The sequence below is a fragment of the Mycolicibacterium vaccae NBRC 14118 = CIP 105934 genome (genome assembly GCF_001552715.1).
Lineage (GTDB): Bacteria > Actinomycetota > Actinomycetes > Mycobacteriales > Mycobacteriaceae > Mycobacterium > Mycobacterium vaccae.
In genome coordinates this window covers 17753-35739 of record NZ_BCRS01000048.1, presented here as the reverse complement: position 1 = coordinate 35739, position 17987 = coordinate 17753, and the positions used below count along the sequence as shown (strand labels likewise).

At 68.2% G+C, this 17987-nt stretch carries 12 protein-coding genes; 8 read left to right on the top strand and 4 right to left on the bottom strand.

All coding sequences use genetic code 11. The annotated features are described in order from the left end of the window. Positions 1–337: 337 nt before the first annotated feature. Together MVA01S_RS11545 and MVA01S_RS11540 are read left to right on the top strand one after the other, a co-directional pair. Entirely contained in the window at positions 338–3400 is a 3063-nt protein-coding gene (locus MVA01S_RS11545) for an ATP-binding protein (RefSeq protein WP_003933367.1), read from the top strand. Positions 3401–3419: 19 nt separating this feature from the next. Next, positions 3420–4193: an enoyl-CoA hydratase/isomerase family protein gene (locus tag MVA01S_RS11540; protein WP_003933366.1), complete on the top strand. Its 774-nt coding sequence runs from the start codon at positions 3420–3422 to the stop codon at positions 4191–4193. A gap of 4 nt (positions 4194–4197) precedes the next feature. Here MVA01S_RS11540 and MVA01S_RS11535 read toward each other — a convergent pair whose 3' ends face one another. Then, complete coding sequence (locus MVA01S_RS11535) at positions 4198–5652, bottom strand: carboxylesterase/lipase family protein (protein ID WP_003933365.1); 1455 nt, start codon at positions 5650–5652, stop codon at positions 4198–4200. A 113-nt stretch (positions 5653–5765) separates the two neighbouring features. Here MVA01S_RS11535 and ypfJ point away from each other — a divergent pair, with 113 nt between their 5' ends. Then, positions 5766–6662: a KPN_02809 family neutral zinc metallopeptidase gene (ypfJ, locus tag MVA01S_RS11530; protein WP_003933364.1), complete on the top strand. Its 897-nt coding sequence runs from the start codon at positions 5766–5768 to the stop codon at positions 6660–6662. Next, entirely contained in the window at positions 6655–8286 is a 1632-nt protein-coding gene (locus MVA01S_RS11525) for a DUF885 domain-containing protein (protein ID WP_003933363.1), read from the top strand. Before ypfJ ends, MVA01S_RS11525 begins: the two co-directional genes overlap by 8 nt. Here MVA01S_RS11525 and MVA01S_RS11520 read toward each other — a convergent pair. Next, positions 8283–9167 carry an acyl-CoA thioesterase gene (locus MVA01S_RS11520; RefSeq protein ID WP_003933362.1) on the bottom strand — a complete coding sequence of 295 codons (885 nt, stop codon included), beginning with the start codon at positions 9165–9167 and terminating at the stop codon, positions 8283–8285. The genes MVA01S_RS11525 and MVA01S_RS11520 overlap by 4 nt on opposite strands. 108 nt (positions 9168–9275) lie before the next feature. Between MVA01S_RS11520 and MVA01S_RS11515 the strand changes: the two genes are divergently transcribed. The 4 genes from MVA01S_RS11515 to MVA01S_RS11500 all read left to right on the top strand — a co-directional run bounded on the left by MVA01S_RS11515 (position 9276) and on the right by MVA01S_RS11500 (position 13577). After that, positions 9276–9827: a TetR/AcrR family transcriptional regulator gene (locus MVA01S_RS11515; RefSeq protein ID WP_081529180.1), complete on the top strand. Its 552-nt coding sequence runs from the start codon at positions 9276–9278 to the stop codon at positions 9825–9827. 79 nt (positions 9828–9906) lie between these two features. Continuing rightward, positions 9907–11136: an amidohydrolase family protein gene (locus MVA01S_RS11510; protein ID WP_003933360.1), complete on the top strand. Its 1230-nt coding sequence runs from the start codon at positions 9907–9909 to the stop codon at positions 11134–11136. A 30-nt stretch (positions 11137–11166) separates the two neighbouring features. After that, positions 11167–12297, top strand: coding sequence for an acyl-CoA dehydrogenase family protein (locus tag MVA01S_RS11505; RefSeq protein WP_003933359.1), 1131 nt, complete (start codon positions 11167–11169; stop codon positions 12295–12297). Beyond that, positions 12294–13577 carry an acyl-CoA dehydrogenase family protein gene (locus MVA01S_RS11500; RefSeq protein WP_003933358.1) on the top strand — a complete coding sequence of 428 codons (1284 nt, stop codon included), beginning with the start codon at positions 12294–12296 and terminating at the stop codon, positions 13575–13577. The genes MVA01S_RS11505 and MVA01S_RS11500 overlap by 4 nt, the downstream gene beginning before the upstream one ends. 18 nt (positions 13578–13595) lie before the next feature. Here the strand turns inward: MVA01S_RS11500 and MVA01S_RS11495 are convergent, their stop codons facing one another. Together MVA01S_RS11495 and MVA01S_RS11490 are read right to left on the bottom strand one after the other, a co-directional pair. After that, positions 13596–15746 (bottom strand): hydantoinase B/oxoprolinase family protein, encoded by a 2151-nt coding sequence (locus MVA01S_RS11495; RefSeq protein WP_003933357.1) that lies wholly within the window; start codon positions 15744–15746, stop codon positions 13596–13598. Between the two features lie 2 nt (positions 15747–15748). Further along, on the bottom strand, positions 15749–17881 hold the full coding sequence (locus MVA01S_RS11490) for a hydantoinase/oxoprolinase family protein (RefSeq protein WP_003933356.1): 2133 nt from the start codon (positions 17879–17881) through the stop codon (positions 15749–15751). Positions 17882–17987 lie beyond the last annotated feature (106 nt).

Here is a 17987-nt window from a genome sequence, read left to right as displayed (position 1 = left end):
CTCTGCTTCTGATAGCTGGAACCAGCAGGTCAGGGCAATAATTTCGGTTGGCAGAGATTGACCGACCGCTGGCAGAAAGTAGCTGCCGGACCGCCGACAATCGTGGTTCGCCGCTTCCAGGACGGCCACCCCGTATGAGTAGTCGTCGATGAGCAGGAAACTGACGATCAGGTCCTTCAGCTCCGCAGCCGATCCGGCAGGACTATCGTGAGCCCGAACTGCCGTCAGATCGTCGGGATCGCGGATGGGCGAACAACAGACCCGGTGCCGAGCCTGTAGCACCGAAGCCCGTCAGGGCGCGCGCTTTTGTGACCAGTGCGGTGCGGTCCTGTCCCCCGTGTCTGCCGTGCCGGAGTACAAGAATGTGACGGTCCTGTTCGCCGATGTGACCCGGTCGATGGACATCGCGAGCGCCGTGGGCCCAGAACGTCTGCGCGAGATCATGTCCGAACTGCTCGACAGGTCGACGCGAGTCGTAAAGCGCTACGGTGGCGCAGTCGAATTCATCGGCGACGGGGTCATGGCGCTGTTCGGCGCGCCTCTCGCGATGGAGGACCACGCGCTTCGTGCTTGTCTGACGGCGTTGGCCATTCAGGACGAAGCACGTGACCTGGCCGAGAAGGTCCGTGTGCGCGACGGTATGGATTTCAAAGTTCGTGTCGGTCTGAACTCCGGCCAGGTCATCGCGGGTGACATCGGCTCCGATTCGCCCGGTTACACCGTGATCGGCGAGCACGTCGGGCTCGCCCAACGAATGGAGTCCGTGGCGCCGCCGGGCGGGGTGATGGTCAGCGAGACCACCGCACGCCTGGTCGAACACGACGCTCAACTGGGCGGGGTGGAGTGGGTGCACATCAAGGGCGCGAACCGACCGGTACCCGCACGGACGTTGCTGGGAGCCGCCGAACGCGCCCAGCTACGGTCCGCGGACACCCCGTTTGTCGGGCGCACCTCCGAAATCGCCGAGCTGGTAGGCAGTCTGGAGGACTCCTCTCGTGGCCGGGGCGTGGTGGTACGTGTGGTGGGAACGCCCGGTATCGGCAAGAGCCGGCTCGCCCGCGAACTCGCCGCGCTCGCCACCGATCGCGGCATGCAGGTGTTCTGGACCTACTGCCAATCCCATACCTGCGACGTGCCCTTCGGCGCGGCCACCGGATTGCTGCGAGCCTTCTTCGGCATCGAGCACGTGCCGGCCGAAAGCGCCAGGGCGGCCACACGCTCGGCGCTGCCCGACGCCGACCCGCAGGACCTACTGATGCTCGACGACATGCTGGGAATCGGCGACGGCCGTCCCCCGCCGGAAGACGTCACGCCTGATGCCCGAAAGCGACGCCTCACCGCACTTCTGGACAGCGCCCTGCTCTCGCGTCGTCAACCGACGGTGTATGTGGTCGAAGACGCCCATTGGATAGATGCGGCCAGCGAGGCGATGATCGCGGATTTCCTCGGCACGATCGCCGACGCCGCAGCCCTGGTGCTGATCACGCACCGACCCGACTACCACGGTGCGCTCGCGAGACCGGCCGACAGAACCATCGCGCTTGCGCCCCTGGACTATTCGAGCTCCTCGAAGCTCACCGTTTCGCTCGTCGGTCCGGACACCTCCGTGGCCACGCTGGCCCAGCGCATCACCGATCGAGCCGCGGGAAACCCGTTCTTCATCGAGGAGATGATCCGGGATCTCGCCGAGCGCCGCGTCCTCGGTGGGACGAGAGGCGCCTTCACCTGCCAGGGAGATGCCGACATCCCCGTCCCGGCGTCCGTGCAGACCACCATCGCCGCCCGGATCGACCGGCTCGCTCCGGCAGCCAAACGCACCCTGTACGCGGCCGCGGCGATCGGCTCCCCGTTCTCCCGCACGCTCTTGGACGCCGTAGCCGGGTCCTCGGCGATCGATGACCTGGTGGATGCCGAGTTGATCGCACGGGTGAGCACCCATCCGGATCAGTACGCCTTCCGGCACCCCCTGATGCGCGCCGTCGCCTATGAATCTCAGCTGAGGGCCGGCCGGGCCGAACTTCACCGCCGCATCGCGGCCGAGATCGAACGCACCGATCCCGAAGGCGCTGCGGCCAATGCGGCACTGATCGCCACCCACCTCGAAGCAGCTGGTGACCTCCGTGCGGCATTCGACCGACATATGGCGGCCGGCACCTGGGCGACTCATCGCGACATCGCCGCGGCCAGGATGAGCTGGCAGCGCGCGGTCGCCGTCGCCGACGGCCTGCCCGAGGACGAACCGGACCGGTTGACGATGCGCATCGCTGCGCGAACGTGGCTGGCGGCCACGACCTGGCGGGTCGGCGGCGAGCTGGCCGATGTCGGATTCGACGAGCTGCGCGACCTGACCCAGCAGGCCGGCGACAAACGGTCCCTGGCGATCGGCATGGCCGGACTGATCCAGATGCTGAACTTTCACGGCCGTTACACCGAGGCGTCTCGGCTCGCGTCCGAGCAGGTGGAGCTACTCGACGCGATCGGCGACCGGGAGCTGGCGGTCGCACTGATCCCGATGGTGGGCGCCATCGCCAAGTGGGACGCCGGCGAGATGTCGGCATCGCTGGATCTGGCCCAGCGGTCCATCGACGACGCGGCCGGAGATGCGACGATGGGCAACCTCGTCGTCGGATCTCCACTGGCGCTGGCGTTGGCGATGAGGGCGTCGACGCGATGCTGCCTGGGGATCAGCGGATGGCGTCAAGATTTCGACGACGCACTCTCGATCGCCCGAAGCGTGGACAAGTTCACCTTCTCCACCGTGGTGATGTTCAAGTACGTCGCGATCATGAATTGGGCGTTGGTCGCCGACGATGACGCGCTGCGCGACACCGCTGAGGCCCTTGACATCGCACGCCGGTTCGGCGACAACCTTTTGCTCACCAACGCCGAATTCACCTACGGATTCATCCTGGTACGCCGTCGGGACACCGACCGGCGGCTGGGCTTCGAGTTGATGGCGAAGTCGCGGCAGGTCGCGCTCGAACACCGGTACACGATCATCGCGGCATGGTGTGTCGACCTGGAAGTGGCAGCGGAGTCGATCCGCCGCCGGGACTACGACACCGCTGTCGATCTGTGCCGAGGGGTGCTCGCGAGCGAGATCCGCGCCGGCGAGGGTGTCAACCGGGGCTGGTCCACCACCGTTCTCGTCGATGCACTCCTCGCCCGCAACCGCGAAGGTGATCGCGAAGACGCCGAGAAGGTCGTCGCTGAACTGGCTGCCACCCCCACGGAGCCCACCTTCCTGTATCACGAACTTCCGCTGATGCGCATGCGGGCGATGCTCGCGAAGGCCGACGGCGATCTGCATGCCTACGCCGAGCTGCGCGACCGCTACCGGGCCCACGCCGAGGAAGTCGGATTCGACGGTCACATCGCGTTGGCGCGGGCCATGGCCTGAACGGCGCTAGGGTCCAGCGATGAGCCTCGTCACCTACGAACTGGCCGACCACGTCGCCACGATCACCCTGAACCGGCCGGAGGCCCGTAACGCCATCAACGGCGCCCTACGGCAGGACTTGAACGCGGCATGGGACCGGTTCCGGGACGACGAGGAGGCCTGGGTGGGCGTTCTGACCGCCAACGGTGACGTCTTCTGCGCGGGCGGCGACCTCAAGGACGGCGAGGGCTCCGTCGGCACTTTCGGCGGCACGTTCTGGGAGAAGCCCACCATCAACTCGTTCGAATCAGGGATGGAACTGTTCAAGCCGACGATCGCCGCCGTCCACGGCCCGTGCGTGGGTTACGGATTGACCGGAGTCCTGTTCTGCGACTTCGTGATTGCCAGCACCGACGCCACCTTCGCGTTTCCGGAGGTGTCGCTGGGGGTGCCCACCGTCGTGGGTGCGATCCGGCTGCCGGAACGGGTGCGGTGGGCCGATGCGATGGAGTTGCTGTTGACGGGCAAACCGATCACCGCCGAGCGCGCCAAGGAGATCGGTTTGGTGTGGCGGCTGGTCGAGCCTGATCGTCTGCAAGCGCAAGCGCAGTCGTGGGCGCGGACGCTCACCGAGGCGGCGCCGCTCGCGCAGCGCGCCACCAAGGAGGTGGCGTGGCGCACGGCGAACATGGGCTGGATCGAATCCGTGCGCTTCGGGGAGACCATGCGCAAGGTCGCCGCCGCGACCGAGGACGTGGCCGAAGGAATCCAGGCGTGGCGCGACAAACGTGCACCGCGGTGGCGAGGCCGCTGATCCCCTAGTACACCGCTGCCCACGCCTCTCGCCGATCCCGGTCGGGATCGGGAACCATCACGTCCCGAGTCGACGTGATCAGCCGAGTCAGCCGCTGCCCTGTCTCGTAGAGCGGCCAGTGCTCGACGCCCACCCCGCCCCAGGCGAAATCCAGCCAGGCCCGCTGCATCCGGCGCCCGACACCGGGCTGGATTCGCCGGCCCAACGGGTGCAGTTTGCGCCCGACGAACGACTCGTAGCTGTGATGGATGTGCACGATCTCGCTGCCGTGCGTCGCGCCCAACCCCAGCATGCGCAGACTCAGCCCGAAATGGTCGAAGCGGTACATCCGCGTCGACGCATGCGAGCTGTAGGCGTCGGCGAACGCCCAGGTGGGGCCGCCGAACATCGCATCCGCGCCGAGAGCAACCAGGGCGCTGCGCCGCGGGTAGGCCGGATATGCCTGCAGCACAGCCTGTTTGGCGTGCGGAGCAACACGATCGAAGTACGCGTCGATCGAGTCTCTGGTGGTGGGCAACATCGGCGGCTTCGTCCACGCGAACATCGACGCCTCATGGCTGTTGGTCCCCACGATCAACGGCACCCGTGTCATAAACCCCTCCCGCGCGGCATCGACAGGATCGCGGGGCAGCAGATCCGTGCCATGCGTGAGCCCGTAGGCCAGCGTCGGGGTGGTCGCGGCACTCTTGAGCTGCACCATGCCCGCCGCGCGGCGTAGCTGACGCTGCGGCAGGGCTTTGACCTCGTCGACGCCGACACCGAGTCGGCGCAGGAACTCGTGCGCATTGACCGCGCGGAACTCGCGGTCGGCGATCAACGGCAGCGCCGGGCTCTGCGCGATGGCCCGGTCGAACAACCCGGCCGCCTCCGGCGCCGCCATCAACGCCAACACCGACGTCGCCCCCGCGGACTCGCCGAACACCGTCACCCGGCCCGGATCCCCGCCGAACGCGGCGATGTTGTCCCGCACCCAGCGCAACGCCGCGATCTGGTCCCGCAGCGCGAGGTTGTCGTCGAACCCCTCTCCGAGATCGCTGAGCTCCAGCCCGCCGAACACACCGATGCGATAGGTCACGTTGACGACGACCACGTTGCCGTTGGCCGCCAGCCGCGAACCGTTGTACAGCTGGAACTGGCCCGCGCCGTAGACGAACGCACCGCCGGGGATCCACACCATCACCGGCAGCGACGCCGCGGTGTCCGGCGACCACACCGTCAACGTCAGGCACGCCTCGTCACGCGCCTTCGGATCGTCACGGCCCCCTCCGACGAACGACTTGGTCTGCGGCGGCAACGGCCCGTGTTCGCGTGCGTCGCGCACCCCCGACCACGGGGACAACGGCTCGGGCGCCAGGAAACGCCGCGGTCCGACGGGTTGCTCGGCATACGGCACCCCGCGCCACACCCCGATGCCGCCCTCGACCCCGCCTCGCAGATCCCCCGACGGCGTGCTCAGCACAGCTGGTTCTCCGGCGACGGCAGCCACGCGCCAAATCGTAGTGTGCGAAGCTGGACCGGCATGGGTGTCAGGCAGCCCCGCGCAGCGGGCAGGCGGTGGACGGGGGTAGCGAGATGACCTTCAACGAGGGCATGCGGATCGACACCAGCACCACATCGACCAGCAGTGGCGGGGGCCGCGGTCCCGGCCGCGGCATCGCGGTCGGCGGCGGTCTCGGTGGGCTCCTGATCGTCGTGGTGGCTCTGTTCCTCGGCGTCGATCCGGGCACGGTGATGCCCGCCCAGGCCCCGATGGACACCCAGGGCGTCGAAGCGCCCGGATTCGACCTCAGCCAGTGCCGGACCGGGAAGGACGCCAACGAGATCGTGCAGTGCCGGGTCGTGGCGACCGGGAACTCCCTCGACGGCGTGTGGGCGCAGCTGATGCCCGGCTACCGGCGGCCGAACGTCGAGATTTTCACCGGCGGTGTGAACACCGGCGGCTGCGGCTTCGCCAGCAGCGAGGTCGGCCCGTTCTACTGCCCGGGAGACCAGACCGCCTACTTCGACACCGGCTTCTTCGACGTGCTGCGAGACCAGTTCGGTTCCAGCGGCGGCCCGTTCGCGCAGGAGTACGTCGTGGCCCACGAGTTCGGCCATCACGTGCAGAACCTGCAGGGCGTGCTCGGCCGGGCGCAGCAGGATCCGACCGGACCGACCGGCGGCGGCGTGCGCACCGAACTGCAGGCCGACTGCTACGCCGGGGTGTGGGCGCACTACGCGGCGATCACCAAGCAGGAAGGGACCGACGTGCCGTTTCTGGAACCGTTGACCGACAGGGACATCACCGACGCGTTGTCCGCGGCCTCGGCCGTCGGCGACGACCGCATCCAAGAGGCGGCCACCGGCCGGGTCAGCCCGGAGTCGTGGACCCACGGTTCGTCGGCGCAACGCCAGAAGTGGTTCACCACCGGGTACCAGACCGGTGACCCGGCCAAGTGCGACACCTTCGCGACGAACAACCTTGGCTAGGCCCACCACGGCCGTCGACGCCGTCGCCGAACGCTATCTGGAGATCTCGGCGGCCCTGGATCCGTGCGCGGCCACCGAATCGGGCATCGCCGGACACGACGACCAGATCACCGACTACTCCCCCGACGGCGTGAAGGCCCGCGCCGAGGCCGCCCGCGCCGCGCTGCGCGAACTCGATGCCGTGACCCCGACCGACACCGTCGACGTGGTCACCGTCGCCGCGATGCGCGAGCGCCTCGGCGTCCTGCTCGCCATGCACGACGCCGGCCTCGATCTCGGCGAACTCAACGTCATCGCCTCCCCTCTGCAGACGATGCGCGACGTCTTCGACCTGATGCCCACCGACAACGAGGACGACTGGGCCACCGTCGACCGGCGGCTGACCCAGATCCCGCAGCGGGTGGCCGGGTATGCCGACGCGCTGCGCGCGGCGAGCCGCGACGGTCGCGGACCGGCCGTCCGGCAGGTGCGCCGAGGCATCCAGCAGGCGAACCAGAACGCCGAACTGTTCGTGGCAATGGTCGCCGACGCCGACGTCCCCGCACTGCAGTCCCAGCTCGTCCGGCACGCCAGGGACGCGGCCGAGGCCTACACCTGGTTGGCGACGACGCTGCGCGACGACATCGCCCCGCACGCCCGCGACACCGACGGCTGCGGGCGCGAGGTGTACACCGTGATGTCACGTAACTTCCTCGGCGCCGCAGTCGATTTCGACGAGGCCTACGAATGGGGACTCGACCTGCTCCAAAGTATCGTGGCCGAGCAGGACGCGATCGCCGATCAGCTCTACCCCGGGGCGTCCGCGGCCGAGGCGTTACGCCGGCTCGACGATGAACAGCGCTATCTGGTCCACGGCACCGACGCGCTCCAACGCTGGATGCAGGATCTGTCCGACCGCGTGGTGGATGCGTTGGGCGACAAGCATTTCGACATCGATCCCGCTCTGCGCAACCTGGAGTGCCGGATCGCGCCGACCCACACCGGCGGCATCTACTACACCGGCCCCTCGGAGGACCTGTCGCGTCCCGGCCGGATGTGGTGGTCGGTGCCGCACGGCGTCGACACGTTCCACACCTGGCAGGAGACCACGACGGTCTTCCACGAAGGCGTGCCGGGACACCACCTGCAGATCGGCCGCGCGGTGGTGCTTGCCGACGAGCTCAACCGCTGGCGCCGGCTCGGTTGCTGGGTGTCCGGGCACGGCGAGGGCTGGGCGCTCTACGCCGAGCGGCTGATGGCCGAGCTGGGCTGGCTGGAGGACGCCGGTAACCGGATGGGAATGCTTGACGCCCAACGGTTCCGCGCGGCACGGGTGGTGATCGACATCGGTGTGCACTGCGGTCTGAAGGCACCCGACGGCGGCACCTGGGACGCCGGCCGGGCGTGGACGTTCCTGCAGGCCCACAGCGCGATGGCCGAGGAGAACCTGCGGTTCGAGCTGGACCGCTACCTCGGCTGGCCGGGGCAGGCGCCGTCCTACGCGATCGGTCAACGCATCTGGCAGCAACTGCGTGACGAGGTGGTCGGCCGCGGGGTGTCCCTCAAGGAGTTCCACAGCCGGGCGCTGGACCTCGGCGGCCTGCCGCTGGAGGTGCTGCACTCGGCCGTGCTGGCCGCACTCTAGAGGCGCGACTGCTCCTTGATCGTGGTGTCGGTGGTGCGCAACGGCCGGATCAGCGCGTCCTGGGTGAACGACGCGAGCAACTCGCCGTCCTCGGTGTGCACCGTGCCGCGCACATACGACATGCCGGCACCCACCTGCGTGCTCTCGTGGGTGTAGAGCAGCCAGCCGTCCCAGCGCACCGGCTCGTGGAAGCTCACCGACACCGTCATCGGCGCGGTGGACACCGTGAGGTGGGCCTGGCTGGTACCGATGCCCCCGTGGGCCCGCATCGTCGTCGAAATGCCAAGGTGTCCGGTGAAATACGCGATGAGCGCCTTGGCGAGGTCGTCGCGCTCAGGAATCGGGTCGTAGTGCAGCCATGCGAACAACTCCGGCGGCCCGACCTCGTCGGGGCTGTTGACGTCGACGACGTCGACCAGGCGCAGTTCCCGTCCGGTCATCGGCATCGCCGACGCGTTCGCCTCGGCCGGCGGGGCCACGTCGGGCCTGGGCAGGTGATGACGGATCACGTCGGCGGTCGGCACGTCGGCCAGCACCGTCGTGGTGATGCACCGCTTCCCGTTCTGCTTAGCGGTCACCACGGCCGTCGCGGTCGACCGTCCCTCGCTGACCACGTCGACCTCCAACTCGACCGGGCCCGCGCCGACCAGCACCGCCCTGGCGAACACCGAGTACACCGAGCGCACCGACTTGTCCGGAAATCGTTTGGCGGCAGCGACGATCGACTGGGCGAGCACCTGCGTGCCCTCCACCACCTGCCGCTCGTCCTCGGCGGCCAGGCCGGTCTGCGCGGTGAAGACATCCTGCCCGGAAGGCTCCGCGTCGAACAGGTCGAGCAGACCCTGGACCGTCCACGGGGTTTGCGCCGATTCGGTTGTCATGTGCCATCGCTTCCACTCGGTGACTGATCGTGGGAACAGTAACTGAGGTTTTCCGAAAGCGGTAACGTCATTACCGTGGATGCACCCGAATCGCGCGTGGGCCGGTTCATGGGCTCGGCGCTGGAGATCCTCGGCGAGACGGGCCGCACGGATTTCACCGTCCTGGAGGTGGTCGAGCGCGCCAAGACCTCGCTGCGTGCGTTCTATCAGCACTTCGCGAGCAAGGACGAACTGCTGCTGGCGTTGACCGACAAGATCATGACCGATGCGACCGAACGCTGGCGCGCCGAGACCGCGTCGCTGACCGGTGTCGACGCACTGCGCCGGCTCATCGACCGGATCAGCGCCCCGCCCGAATCCACCACCCAGGACAGCATCAACCGAGGTCTGACCTACTACAACGACCACCTGATGGACACCCGGCCCAAAGAGTTCGCCGATGTGCTGGCGCCCTTGCACCGACTGATCGCGGACATCCTGCGCCGCGGGATCGACGAGGGCGCGTTCCGCACCGACCTGGACATCGACACCGACGCCGCGATCCTGATGCAGACCGTGCTCAGCGCGCTCCGCCTGCGCGATCTGGGCGCCGGACTCAACGGGACGCCGGTCGTCGCCGCCCAGGTGCACACCTTCTGCGTGCGCGGACTGCTTCGATAACACCCGTGGTAATGTCGTTACCATTATCGGTAATGCCATTACCGCTGAATGCAAACACGTCATGTGAGGAGCCCACGTCATGCCGTCACGCATCCTCGACTATCCGGTGTTCGACGCCGACAATCACTTCTACGAGCCCAAGGAAGCGCTGACGAAGTTCCTCCCGGACAAGCGCAAGGGCGTCATCGACTACATCGACGTGCACGGCCGCACCAAGATCATGGTGCGCAACCACATCAGCGACTACATCCCCAACCCGACCTTCGAGGTCGTCGCGCGCCCGGGCGCCCAGGAGGACTACTTCCGCCACGGCAGCGGCGGCAAGAGCTACCGCGAGGTGATGGGCAAGCCGATGAAGGCGATTCCCGCGTTCCGCGAACCCGCCGCGCGCCTTGAGGTGATGGACGGGCTCGGCCTGGACTACACGCTGATGTTCCCGACGCTGGCCTCACTGGTCGAGGAGCGGCTCAAGGACGACCCCGAACTGATCCACGACATCATCCATGCGCTCAACGAATGGATGTATGAGACTTGGCAGTTCAACTATGAGGACCGGATCTTCTCCACTCCGGTCATCACGCTGCCGATCGTCGACCGCGCCCTCGAGGAACTCCAGTGGTGCCTGGAACGCGGCGCCAAGACCGTGCTCGTGCGGCCCGCGCCGGTGCCCGGCTACCGCGGCACCCGCTCGTTCGGCACCGAGGAGTTCGACCCGTTCTGGCAGGCGTGTGTGAAGGCCGGCATCCCGGTGGCGATGCACGCCTCCGACAGCGGCTACGCGCAGTACCTCAACGACTGGGAGCCGGCCGACGAGTTCCTGCCGTTCAAGCCGACGTCGTTCCGGATGGTGGCGATGGGCAAGCGCCCGATCGAGGACACCATGGCCGCGCTGGTCTGCCACGGCGCCTTCACCCGCAACCCGGATCTCCGTGTCCTGTCGGTGGAGAACGGCGCGTCCTGGGTGCCTTACCTCTTCTACCAGTTCAAAGACGTGTTCTCGAAGATGCCGAACGAGTTTCCCGAGGACCCGGTCGAGGCGTTCAGGCGCTGCGTGTACGTCGCCCCGTTCTGGGAGGACGACTTCAAGAAGATGGCCGACCTGTGCGGCGTCGACCGGGTGATCTTCGGTTCGGACTGGCCGCATCCGGAGGGTCTTGCCGATCCGCTGAACCTGGTGTCCGACCTCGAAGCTCACGGCCTCGACGCCGAGGGCGTCCGGAAAGTCATGGGCAAGAACATGATCGATCTGTTCAAGGTCGAGAACAAGGTGGTGCACACACCCGACGTGCCCGCCCTCGTCCTCGCGTGACACCGACAACGAAGAGGCTGAACTGATTCCATGACAACCGCCAATCCGGAACAGCTTCTGTTCGCCTCCACCACCGCGACCTTCCTGGAGAAGCAGGCGTCCCTGACCCATGTCCGCGGACTGCACGCCTCGGACGTGTCATTTCAGCCCGAATGGTGGCAGCGCGCTGCCGAACTGGGCTGGGCCAGCCTGCTGGTGCCCGAAGAGCTCGGCGGCGGCAGCGTTTCCGGTGACGGTGTCGCCGACCTGGCGATGGTCGCCGAGCAGATCGGCCACACGGTGGCGCCCGGCCCTCTCCACCCGGTCAGCATCGTGCTGTCCGGGCTGGTCGAGGCTCCCGACGGTCACGAGGAGACCATCGAAGCGCTGGTCTCCGGCGAACTCGTCTCGTCGTGGGCGGTGTACGAACCACGACGTCCGTTCACGCCGCTGCAGGCCGCGACGAAAGCCACCCGCACCGAAGGCGGTTACCGCCTCGACGGCGTGAAGGACCGGGTGGAGGCCGGCGCCGACAGCGGCGCGGTGCTGGTCACCGCCGAACTCGACGGTGCCGTGCGCCAATTCCTGGTACCGACCGACACCGCGGGCGTCACGGTGACCCCGCAAGCCTCGGTGGACCTCGTCAAGCGGTACGCCCGGGTGCACTTCGACGGCGTCGAGATCGACGACACCGCGGTGGTGGGCACGGCCGAACAGACCCCGGCGATCATCGAACGCCAGCGCCAGATCGCCCTGGTGCTGCAGTGCGCCGAGACCGTCGGCATCCTCGATGCCGTGCTGGCGATGACCAACCAGTGGTTGTTCGACCGGCACAGCTTCGGCCGACCGCTCGCGTCCTACCAGGCGCTCAAGCACCGGGCCGCGGACATGAAGATGTGGTTCGAGGCCGCCCGCGGCACCACCGCGGGCGCGGTGCGTGCGGTGTCCGAGCGCTCCCCCGATGCGGAGCTGCTCGCCAGTGTCGCGAAAGCCTATGTGACAGAACGTGCGCCGGTGATGCTGCAGGACTGTGTGCAGCTGCACGGCGGCATCGGCGTCACCTGGGAACACGACCTGCACCTCTACCTGCGCCGGGCCGCGCTGTATAGGGCGATGTTCGGCTCGCCCGAGGACCACCATCGCGCGGTGTACGCGCTGAGCACGACGGAGGCGGCGAAGTGACCGACACCATGGCATCGGCCGGTTCCACCGGCACCGTCGAGTCGGTCGACGATTTCGCCGCCCGCGCACGCGACTGGCTCGCCGGGAACATGCCCCGCATCGACCCCGACCGTCCGCCGTTCTCGGTGCGGGCCGAGCAGTCATCCTGGGACCGGGCCAAGGAACTGCAGAAGCGTTTGCACGAGGGCGGTTTCGCAGGCATCTGCTTCCCGCGCGAGTACGGCGGGCTCGGTCTGGACTACGCCTACCAGCGGGCGTTCAACGCCGAATGCCGCTCCTATGAGATGCCGCTGATCCTCAACGTGCCGACCTTCACGATCTGCGCGGCGACGATCCTGGACATGGGCACCGAAGACCAGAAACGCGACCGCATCTCGGCCGCCATCCGCGGTGACGAGATCCTGTGCCAGTTGCTGTCCGAGCCCAGCGGCGGCTCCGACCTGGCCGGGGTGATCACCCGCGCCGAACTGCACGGCGACAAGTGGATCATCAACGGCGCCAAGACGTGGAGCACCAGCGCGTTCGCCGCCGACTACGGGCTCTTGCTGGCCCGCACCAACTGGACGGTGCCCAAGCACGAAGGCCTGACCATGTTCCTGGTGCCGCTGGACTCACCCGGCATCACCATGCGGCGCATCAAGGAGGTCAACGGCAACGAGGAGTTCTGCGAGGAGTTCTTCGACGGCCTCGAGCTCGGTGTCGACGCCGTGGTCGGTGAGGTGAACAAGGGTTGGGAGGTCGCCACCCGGCAGTTGCACCACGAACGCCGCGCCGTGGGCGGCGGCTCCGAGTTCGCCAGTGGCACCGCCGCCGAGAATGCCAGCGAGATGCCACCCGACCACGTCGCGCTGGCCGTGGCCACCGGACAGGCTGACGATCCCCGCGTCCAGGACCTCGCCGGCCGTGCCCTGGTGCGCCGCATCGTCAAGGAACAGCTGATCGACCACGTCTTCCGCAGCATCACCGACGGGTCGCTGCCGCCGAACGCGGGCACGCTGATCCGGTTGTTCCACGCCGAGACCACCGAACTCGAAGTCGACACCGCGCTGGCGATCGCCGGCACCGCAGGCGTGATCGACGAAGGCTCCGAGGATGATCCGGCGACGTCGGAACTGCTCGACGTCGGCGTGCGGTACCTGTCCCGCCAGACCGGATCGCTCGGCGGCGGATCCTCCGAGATGGCGCGCAACGTCATCGGTGAGCGCATCCTCGGATTCCCCCGTGAGCTGGCCGCCGACAAGGGCGTGCCGTTCAATCAGGTCAAACGCAACAAGAGCTGAGCGCTCCCGCGCGCCGGCTCAGCCGGCGGTGAATTCGAGCTCGCGCAGTGGCGCGTCCTCGCGGGACCGGACCTCGACCGCGAGCAGCGCACCGCAGCCGGGACAGGCGTATCCGTCTGCCCGCAGACCCGGGTGCAGCCGCACCTTGGCGCCGAGGTCCTGCTCGCCGAGTTCGGCCTGGCACGCCTGCTGCTTCCAGCCCTGTGCGACCGGGGCGAGCACCGTGCCGCAGTCGCACGCGTACACCGCGCAGTCCAGGCCCCGGGCCAGCACCAGGTGGTCGCCGATCCTCGTCGTGTTCTCCGGCAGTCGCGCCTGCACGCAGTGTGCACCCGGCGCCCTCATCCAGCTCATCCGTTCGGCCCGGGTCTGCCGGCGCTTGCGCTCGGTGGCTTCGACGTCGACGGCGTCACCGCCGAGCACGACGCGGTAGAACCGCTCGGCACCGTCGACCGAGATGCGGCCGGCGCGGACATCGGCCAGCACGGCGTCCGGGTCGGCGTCCAGCGGATCGCCCCACCCGCCACCGCCGTGGAAACTCCAGTCGATGACATCGCCTGCGTGGAACATCAATTCGCCGGGCGAACCGGTGAACACCTCGCGGCTTCCCGCCAGCCCCGCCGAGGTGACCGGATTCCGGCCGGCGGCCAGGTGCTCGGCGATGTCGGAGCCGCGCACGATCGTGACCTGATGCGTCGAGCCGGGCAGGCCGCCGTGCACGCCGTAGGTCGACGGCATCGACATGCTGTGGCCGGCCATCACCGCGTGCATCGAATCCGTCTGGTGCAGCATGAAACTCGACGCGACGGACACACCACCATGGTGACGTCCCGCTCCCCCGCCGTCGGTGTTCGCGTAGCGCCCGAGATAGAGCACCGGGAAGATCGACTCCTCGCCCTCGACGTTGTTGAACTGGGCGGTCAGGATCTCGTGCGGCCCGCGGTAGTCGACGCCGTCGGTGCGCACGTTCGCGCCGCCACCCCCGGCGAGCACCTCGGTCATCGCGCCACCGAACCGCTCGCCGTACTGGTTACGCCCGGCGATATGGCAGACCATCAGACCGCCGGTGGTGCCGCCCCGGGCCTCGGTGCGCAGCGCCGCGTCGGCGCTGACCAGAGTCGACACCGCAGCGCTGGCGGTGTTGCACACCATCGCCGTCGCACCGACCGTGGCCGCGCCACACGGGGCGGGGTGTTTGGCGTTGACGATCGTGCCCTCGGGTGCGGCCACCTCGATGGCGCGCATCACGCCGCTGTTCCACGGGATGTCGTGCGCCAGCAGCGGCAGGATCGACGAGAACACGCCGCCACGCAACCCGGACATGGTGCAGTTGAAGAATCCGGGCAGCTGTTCGGCGGTGTTGGCGTAGTCGAACACCAGCCGGTCGCCGTCCTTGCGGAGCTCGACTTCGATTCGGGCCAAGGTGCTTTCGTGGCCGTTGTGGTCGAAGTAGCTGCGGGCGCGGCTCACCGCGTCGGGCAGCGCCGCGAGGCGCTCCCGCACCAGGGCCTCGGACCGGTCAAGCATCGTCGTCATCACCGTGCGCACGGTGTCGGCGCCGTAGCGCTCGACGAGCTTGAGCAGCCCGTGCTTGGCGTGGGTGTTCGCCGCGATCATCGCCTTGAGGTCCAGCCCCAGGTTGGCCGGCAGGCGGGACGCGGCCAGGATCAGGTTCCACACATCCTGGCGGGTCCTGCCACCTTCGATGATCTTGGTGGGCGGCAGCACCAGCCCCTCCTGGTAGATCTCGCGCGCCGTCGGCGACCAGCTCGACGGGGTCATCCCGCCGATGTCGAGCACGTGCGCGCAGGTGCCGACCCAGCCGATGCGCTCACCGTCGAAGAACACCGGTTCGAGCATCGTGACGTCGGGCATGTGCAGCGCGCCCTTGTACGGGTCGTTGGTGATGAACACGTCGCCGTCCTCGATGCCGATCGTGTCCGTGCAGTCGGTGATGATGTGGTCCACCACGGTCTCCATCGAGCCCGAGTGAAAGAGGTTGTGCGGCCCCATCGCCACGACCTCGCCGGTGGCCAGGTACACCCCGGTGTTGCAGTCGTTGGCCTCGGTCACCAACGGTGAGCCGGACACGTTCTTCAGCACCGCCGACTGCTGGGCGACGATCGCGGTGAGCCGGTTGCGGATGACCTCGTAGGTGACGATATCCATGCTCAGTGGCCCTTCGGGTCGTTGTTGATGACGGTGTTCTCCAGGTCGTCGATGACCGCGCTCTGGCCGGGGCCGACGAAGATCGTGGTGCCGGGGTGCTCGATCACCGCCGGTCCGTGCACCCGGTCACCCGGCCGCAGATCGTTGCCGCGCACCACATCCGCGCCCACCAGACCGTGCTCGGCGCCGAGGTACACCGGGCGTGACGACGGCATGTGGCCCGCGCCCGCTCCGGCGCTGACGACACGGCGCACGCGCGGCTTGTCCAACACCCCCTTGGCCTGCACCCGCAACGACACGATCTCCACGCCGGCGCCCAGGAACAGCGCCTCCCGGCCGTAGAGGTCGACGAACTGCGTCTCGAACGACGACAGCAGGCGCGCAATGGAATCGGAGTCCAGACGGCCCGCCTCCAGCGGCACGCTCAGGGTCTTGCTCTGCATCCGGAACCGCACCTCGGCGAAGCGCGCGACGGCGATCCGGTCGGCGGTGGCGCCGCCTTCCAGCAGTTCCTTGCCGACCTCGGCCTCGAGCTCGGCGAAGTGCCGGTTGAAGCGGTCGGGGTCGAACGCGTCGACGGCACCGTGCCAGGTGGCCGAGTGCATCGGATCGGAGATCTCTGCCGAGACGTGCAGGTCGCTCATCACCGCGCCGAACGCCGAGTGCACGGTGGCCGTGGCGGGCACGATGATCGACTGCGCGCCGAGCTCGGCGCCGAACCGGTGACAGTGCGATCCGCCGGCGCCGCCGTAGGCGAACACCACGAAGTCACGCGGGTCGTGGCCGTGACCGACGGTCAGGGTGTCGAGCAGGTCGGCCATCCGGTGGTCGGCGATCGCCTTGATGCCGGCCGCCGCCTCCTGCACCGAAATACCCAGCGGCGCAGCGATCTTGTCGTGCATGGCGCGCTCGGCACCCTCGCGGTCGAGTTCGAACGAGCCACCGAGGAAGTAGGCGGGGTCGATGATGCCGAGCACGACGTCGGCGTCGGTGACGGTGGGTTCGGTGCCGCCGCGGCGGTAGCAGACGGGGCCGGGTACCGAACCCGCACTGGTCGGGCCGACGACGAGCTGGCCGCCGACCACCCGGGCGATGGACCCGCCGCCGGCGCCGATCGCGGTGACCTGGACCGCGGGCTTGAGCACTCGGTAGCCGTTGACCTCCTGGTAGGTCTGCACCACGGGTTCGTAGTCGGTGATCATCCCGACGTCGAAGGAGGTGCCGCCCATGTCGGTGGTCAGCACGTTCGGGGTGCCGATCTGGCGGGCCAGCTGGGCGCTGGCCAGCACGCCGCCGGCCGGACCCGACGTCAGCACCGACACCGCGGTCTCGCCGCAGCGCTGCGGGGTGATGACGCCGCCGCCGGAGTCGAGGATGCGCAGCGAACCTTTCAGGCCGCGGTCGCGCAGAGAGCCGTCAAGCTTGGTCATGTAGTCGCGCACGGCGGGTCCAAGGTAGGCGTTCAAAGCCGTTGTGGCGGTGCGCTCGTACTCGCCGAGCACCGGGGCGAGCTCACTGGAGATGCTCAGATACACCTCGGGGGCCATCTCGCGGACGATCGCCGCCACCCGCTGTTCGTGGGCCGGGTTGCGGAACGACCACAGCAGGCACACCGCGATCGCGCGGACCCCGTCGTCGAGCAGCGCCTGCACCTGGGTGCGGACCTCCTGCTCGTCGAGGGTGACGATCACCTCGCCGCGGTAGTCGATGCGCTCGGTCACCTCGCGGATCAGCGGCCGCGGCACGACCGGCTCGGCCACGCTGCGTTGGGAGTCGTGCATGATCTCGTGCAGCTCGCGGCCGATCCAGTGGCCGTGGGCACGCTGCATCAGGATGGCGTCGCCGAATCCCTTGGTGGTGATGATGCCGGTGGTCACGCCCTTGCGCTCGATCAGTGCGTTGGTCGCCACGGTGGTGCCCAGCCCGAAGAACTCGACCTCGGACAGGATCGAGCCCGGTGCCAGACCCAGCTCCTGCTCGGCCAGGGCCAGCGCGTTGTTCACGCCCTCGGACGGATCGTGGGGGGTGGTGGGCGTTTTCAGCAACCGCGCGGTGCCGGACTCGTCGAGCAGGACGGCGTCGGTGAACGTCCCGCCGATGTCGATGCCGACGGAATAACGTCTGGCAGCTGCCATGAATGGCCCCTCTTCTGTGCTGGATGTGATCGCGCGCAGGAACGCCTGCTTGACCGGGAATACACTCACTTTACAGTCTGTCGTCTGAGTTTCTCTAATGTAAGGT

Excerpts from the sequence above, each read along its gene's own strand:
- MVA01S_RS11540 (WP_003933366.1), top strand. The coding sequence starts at position 3,420 with ATGAGCCTCGTCACCTACGAACTGGCCGACCACGTCGCCACGATCACC.
- ypfJ (WP_003933364.1), top strand. The coding sequence starts at position 5,766 with ATGACCTTCAACGAGGGCATGCGGATCGACACCAGCACCACATCGACC.
- MVA01S_RS11520 (WP_003933362.1), bottom strand. The coding sequence starts at position 9,167 with ATGACAACCGAATCGGCGCAAACCCCGTGGACGGTCCAGGGTCTGCTC.
- MVA01S_RS11515 (WP_081529180.1), top strand. The coding sequence starts at position 9,276 with ATGGGCTCGGCGCTGGAGATCCTCGGCGAGACGGGCCGCACGGATTTC.
- MVA01S_RS11510 (WP_003933360.1), top strand. The coding sequence starts at position 9,907 with ATGCCGTCACGCATCCTCGACTATCCGGTGTTCGACGCCGACAATCAC.
- MVA01S_RS11505 (WP_003933359.1), top strand. The coding sequence starts at position 11,167 with ATGACAACCGCCAATCCGGAACAGCTTCTGTTCGCCTCCACCACCGCG.
- MVA01S_RS11495 (WP_003933357.1), bottom strand. The coding sequence starts at position 15,746 with ATGGATATCGTCACCTACGAGGTCATCCGCAACCGGCTCACCGCGATC.
- MVA01S_RS11490 (WP_003933356.1), bottom strand. The coding sequence starts at position 17,881 with ATGGCAGCTGCCAGACGTTATTCCGTCGGCATCGACATCGGCGGGACG.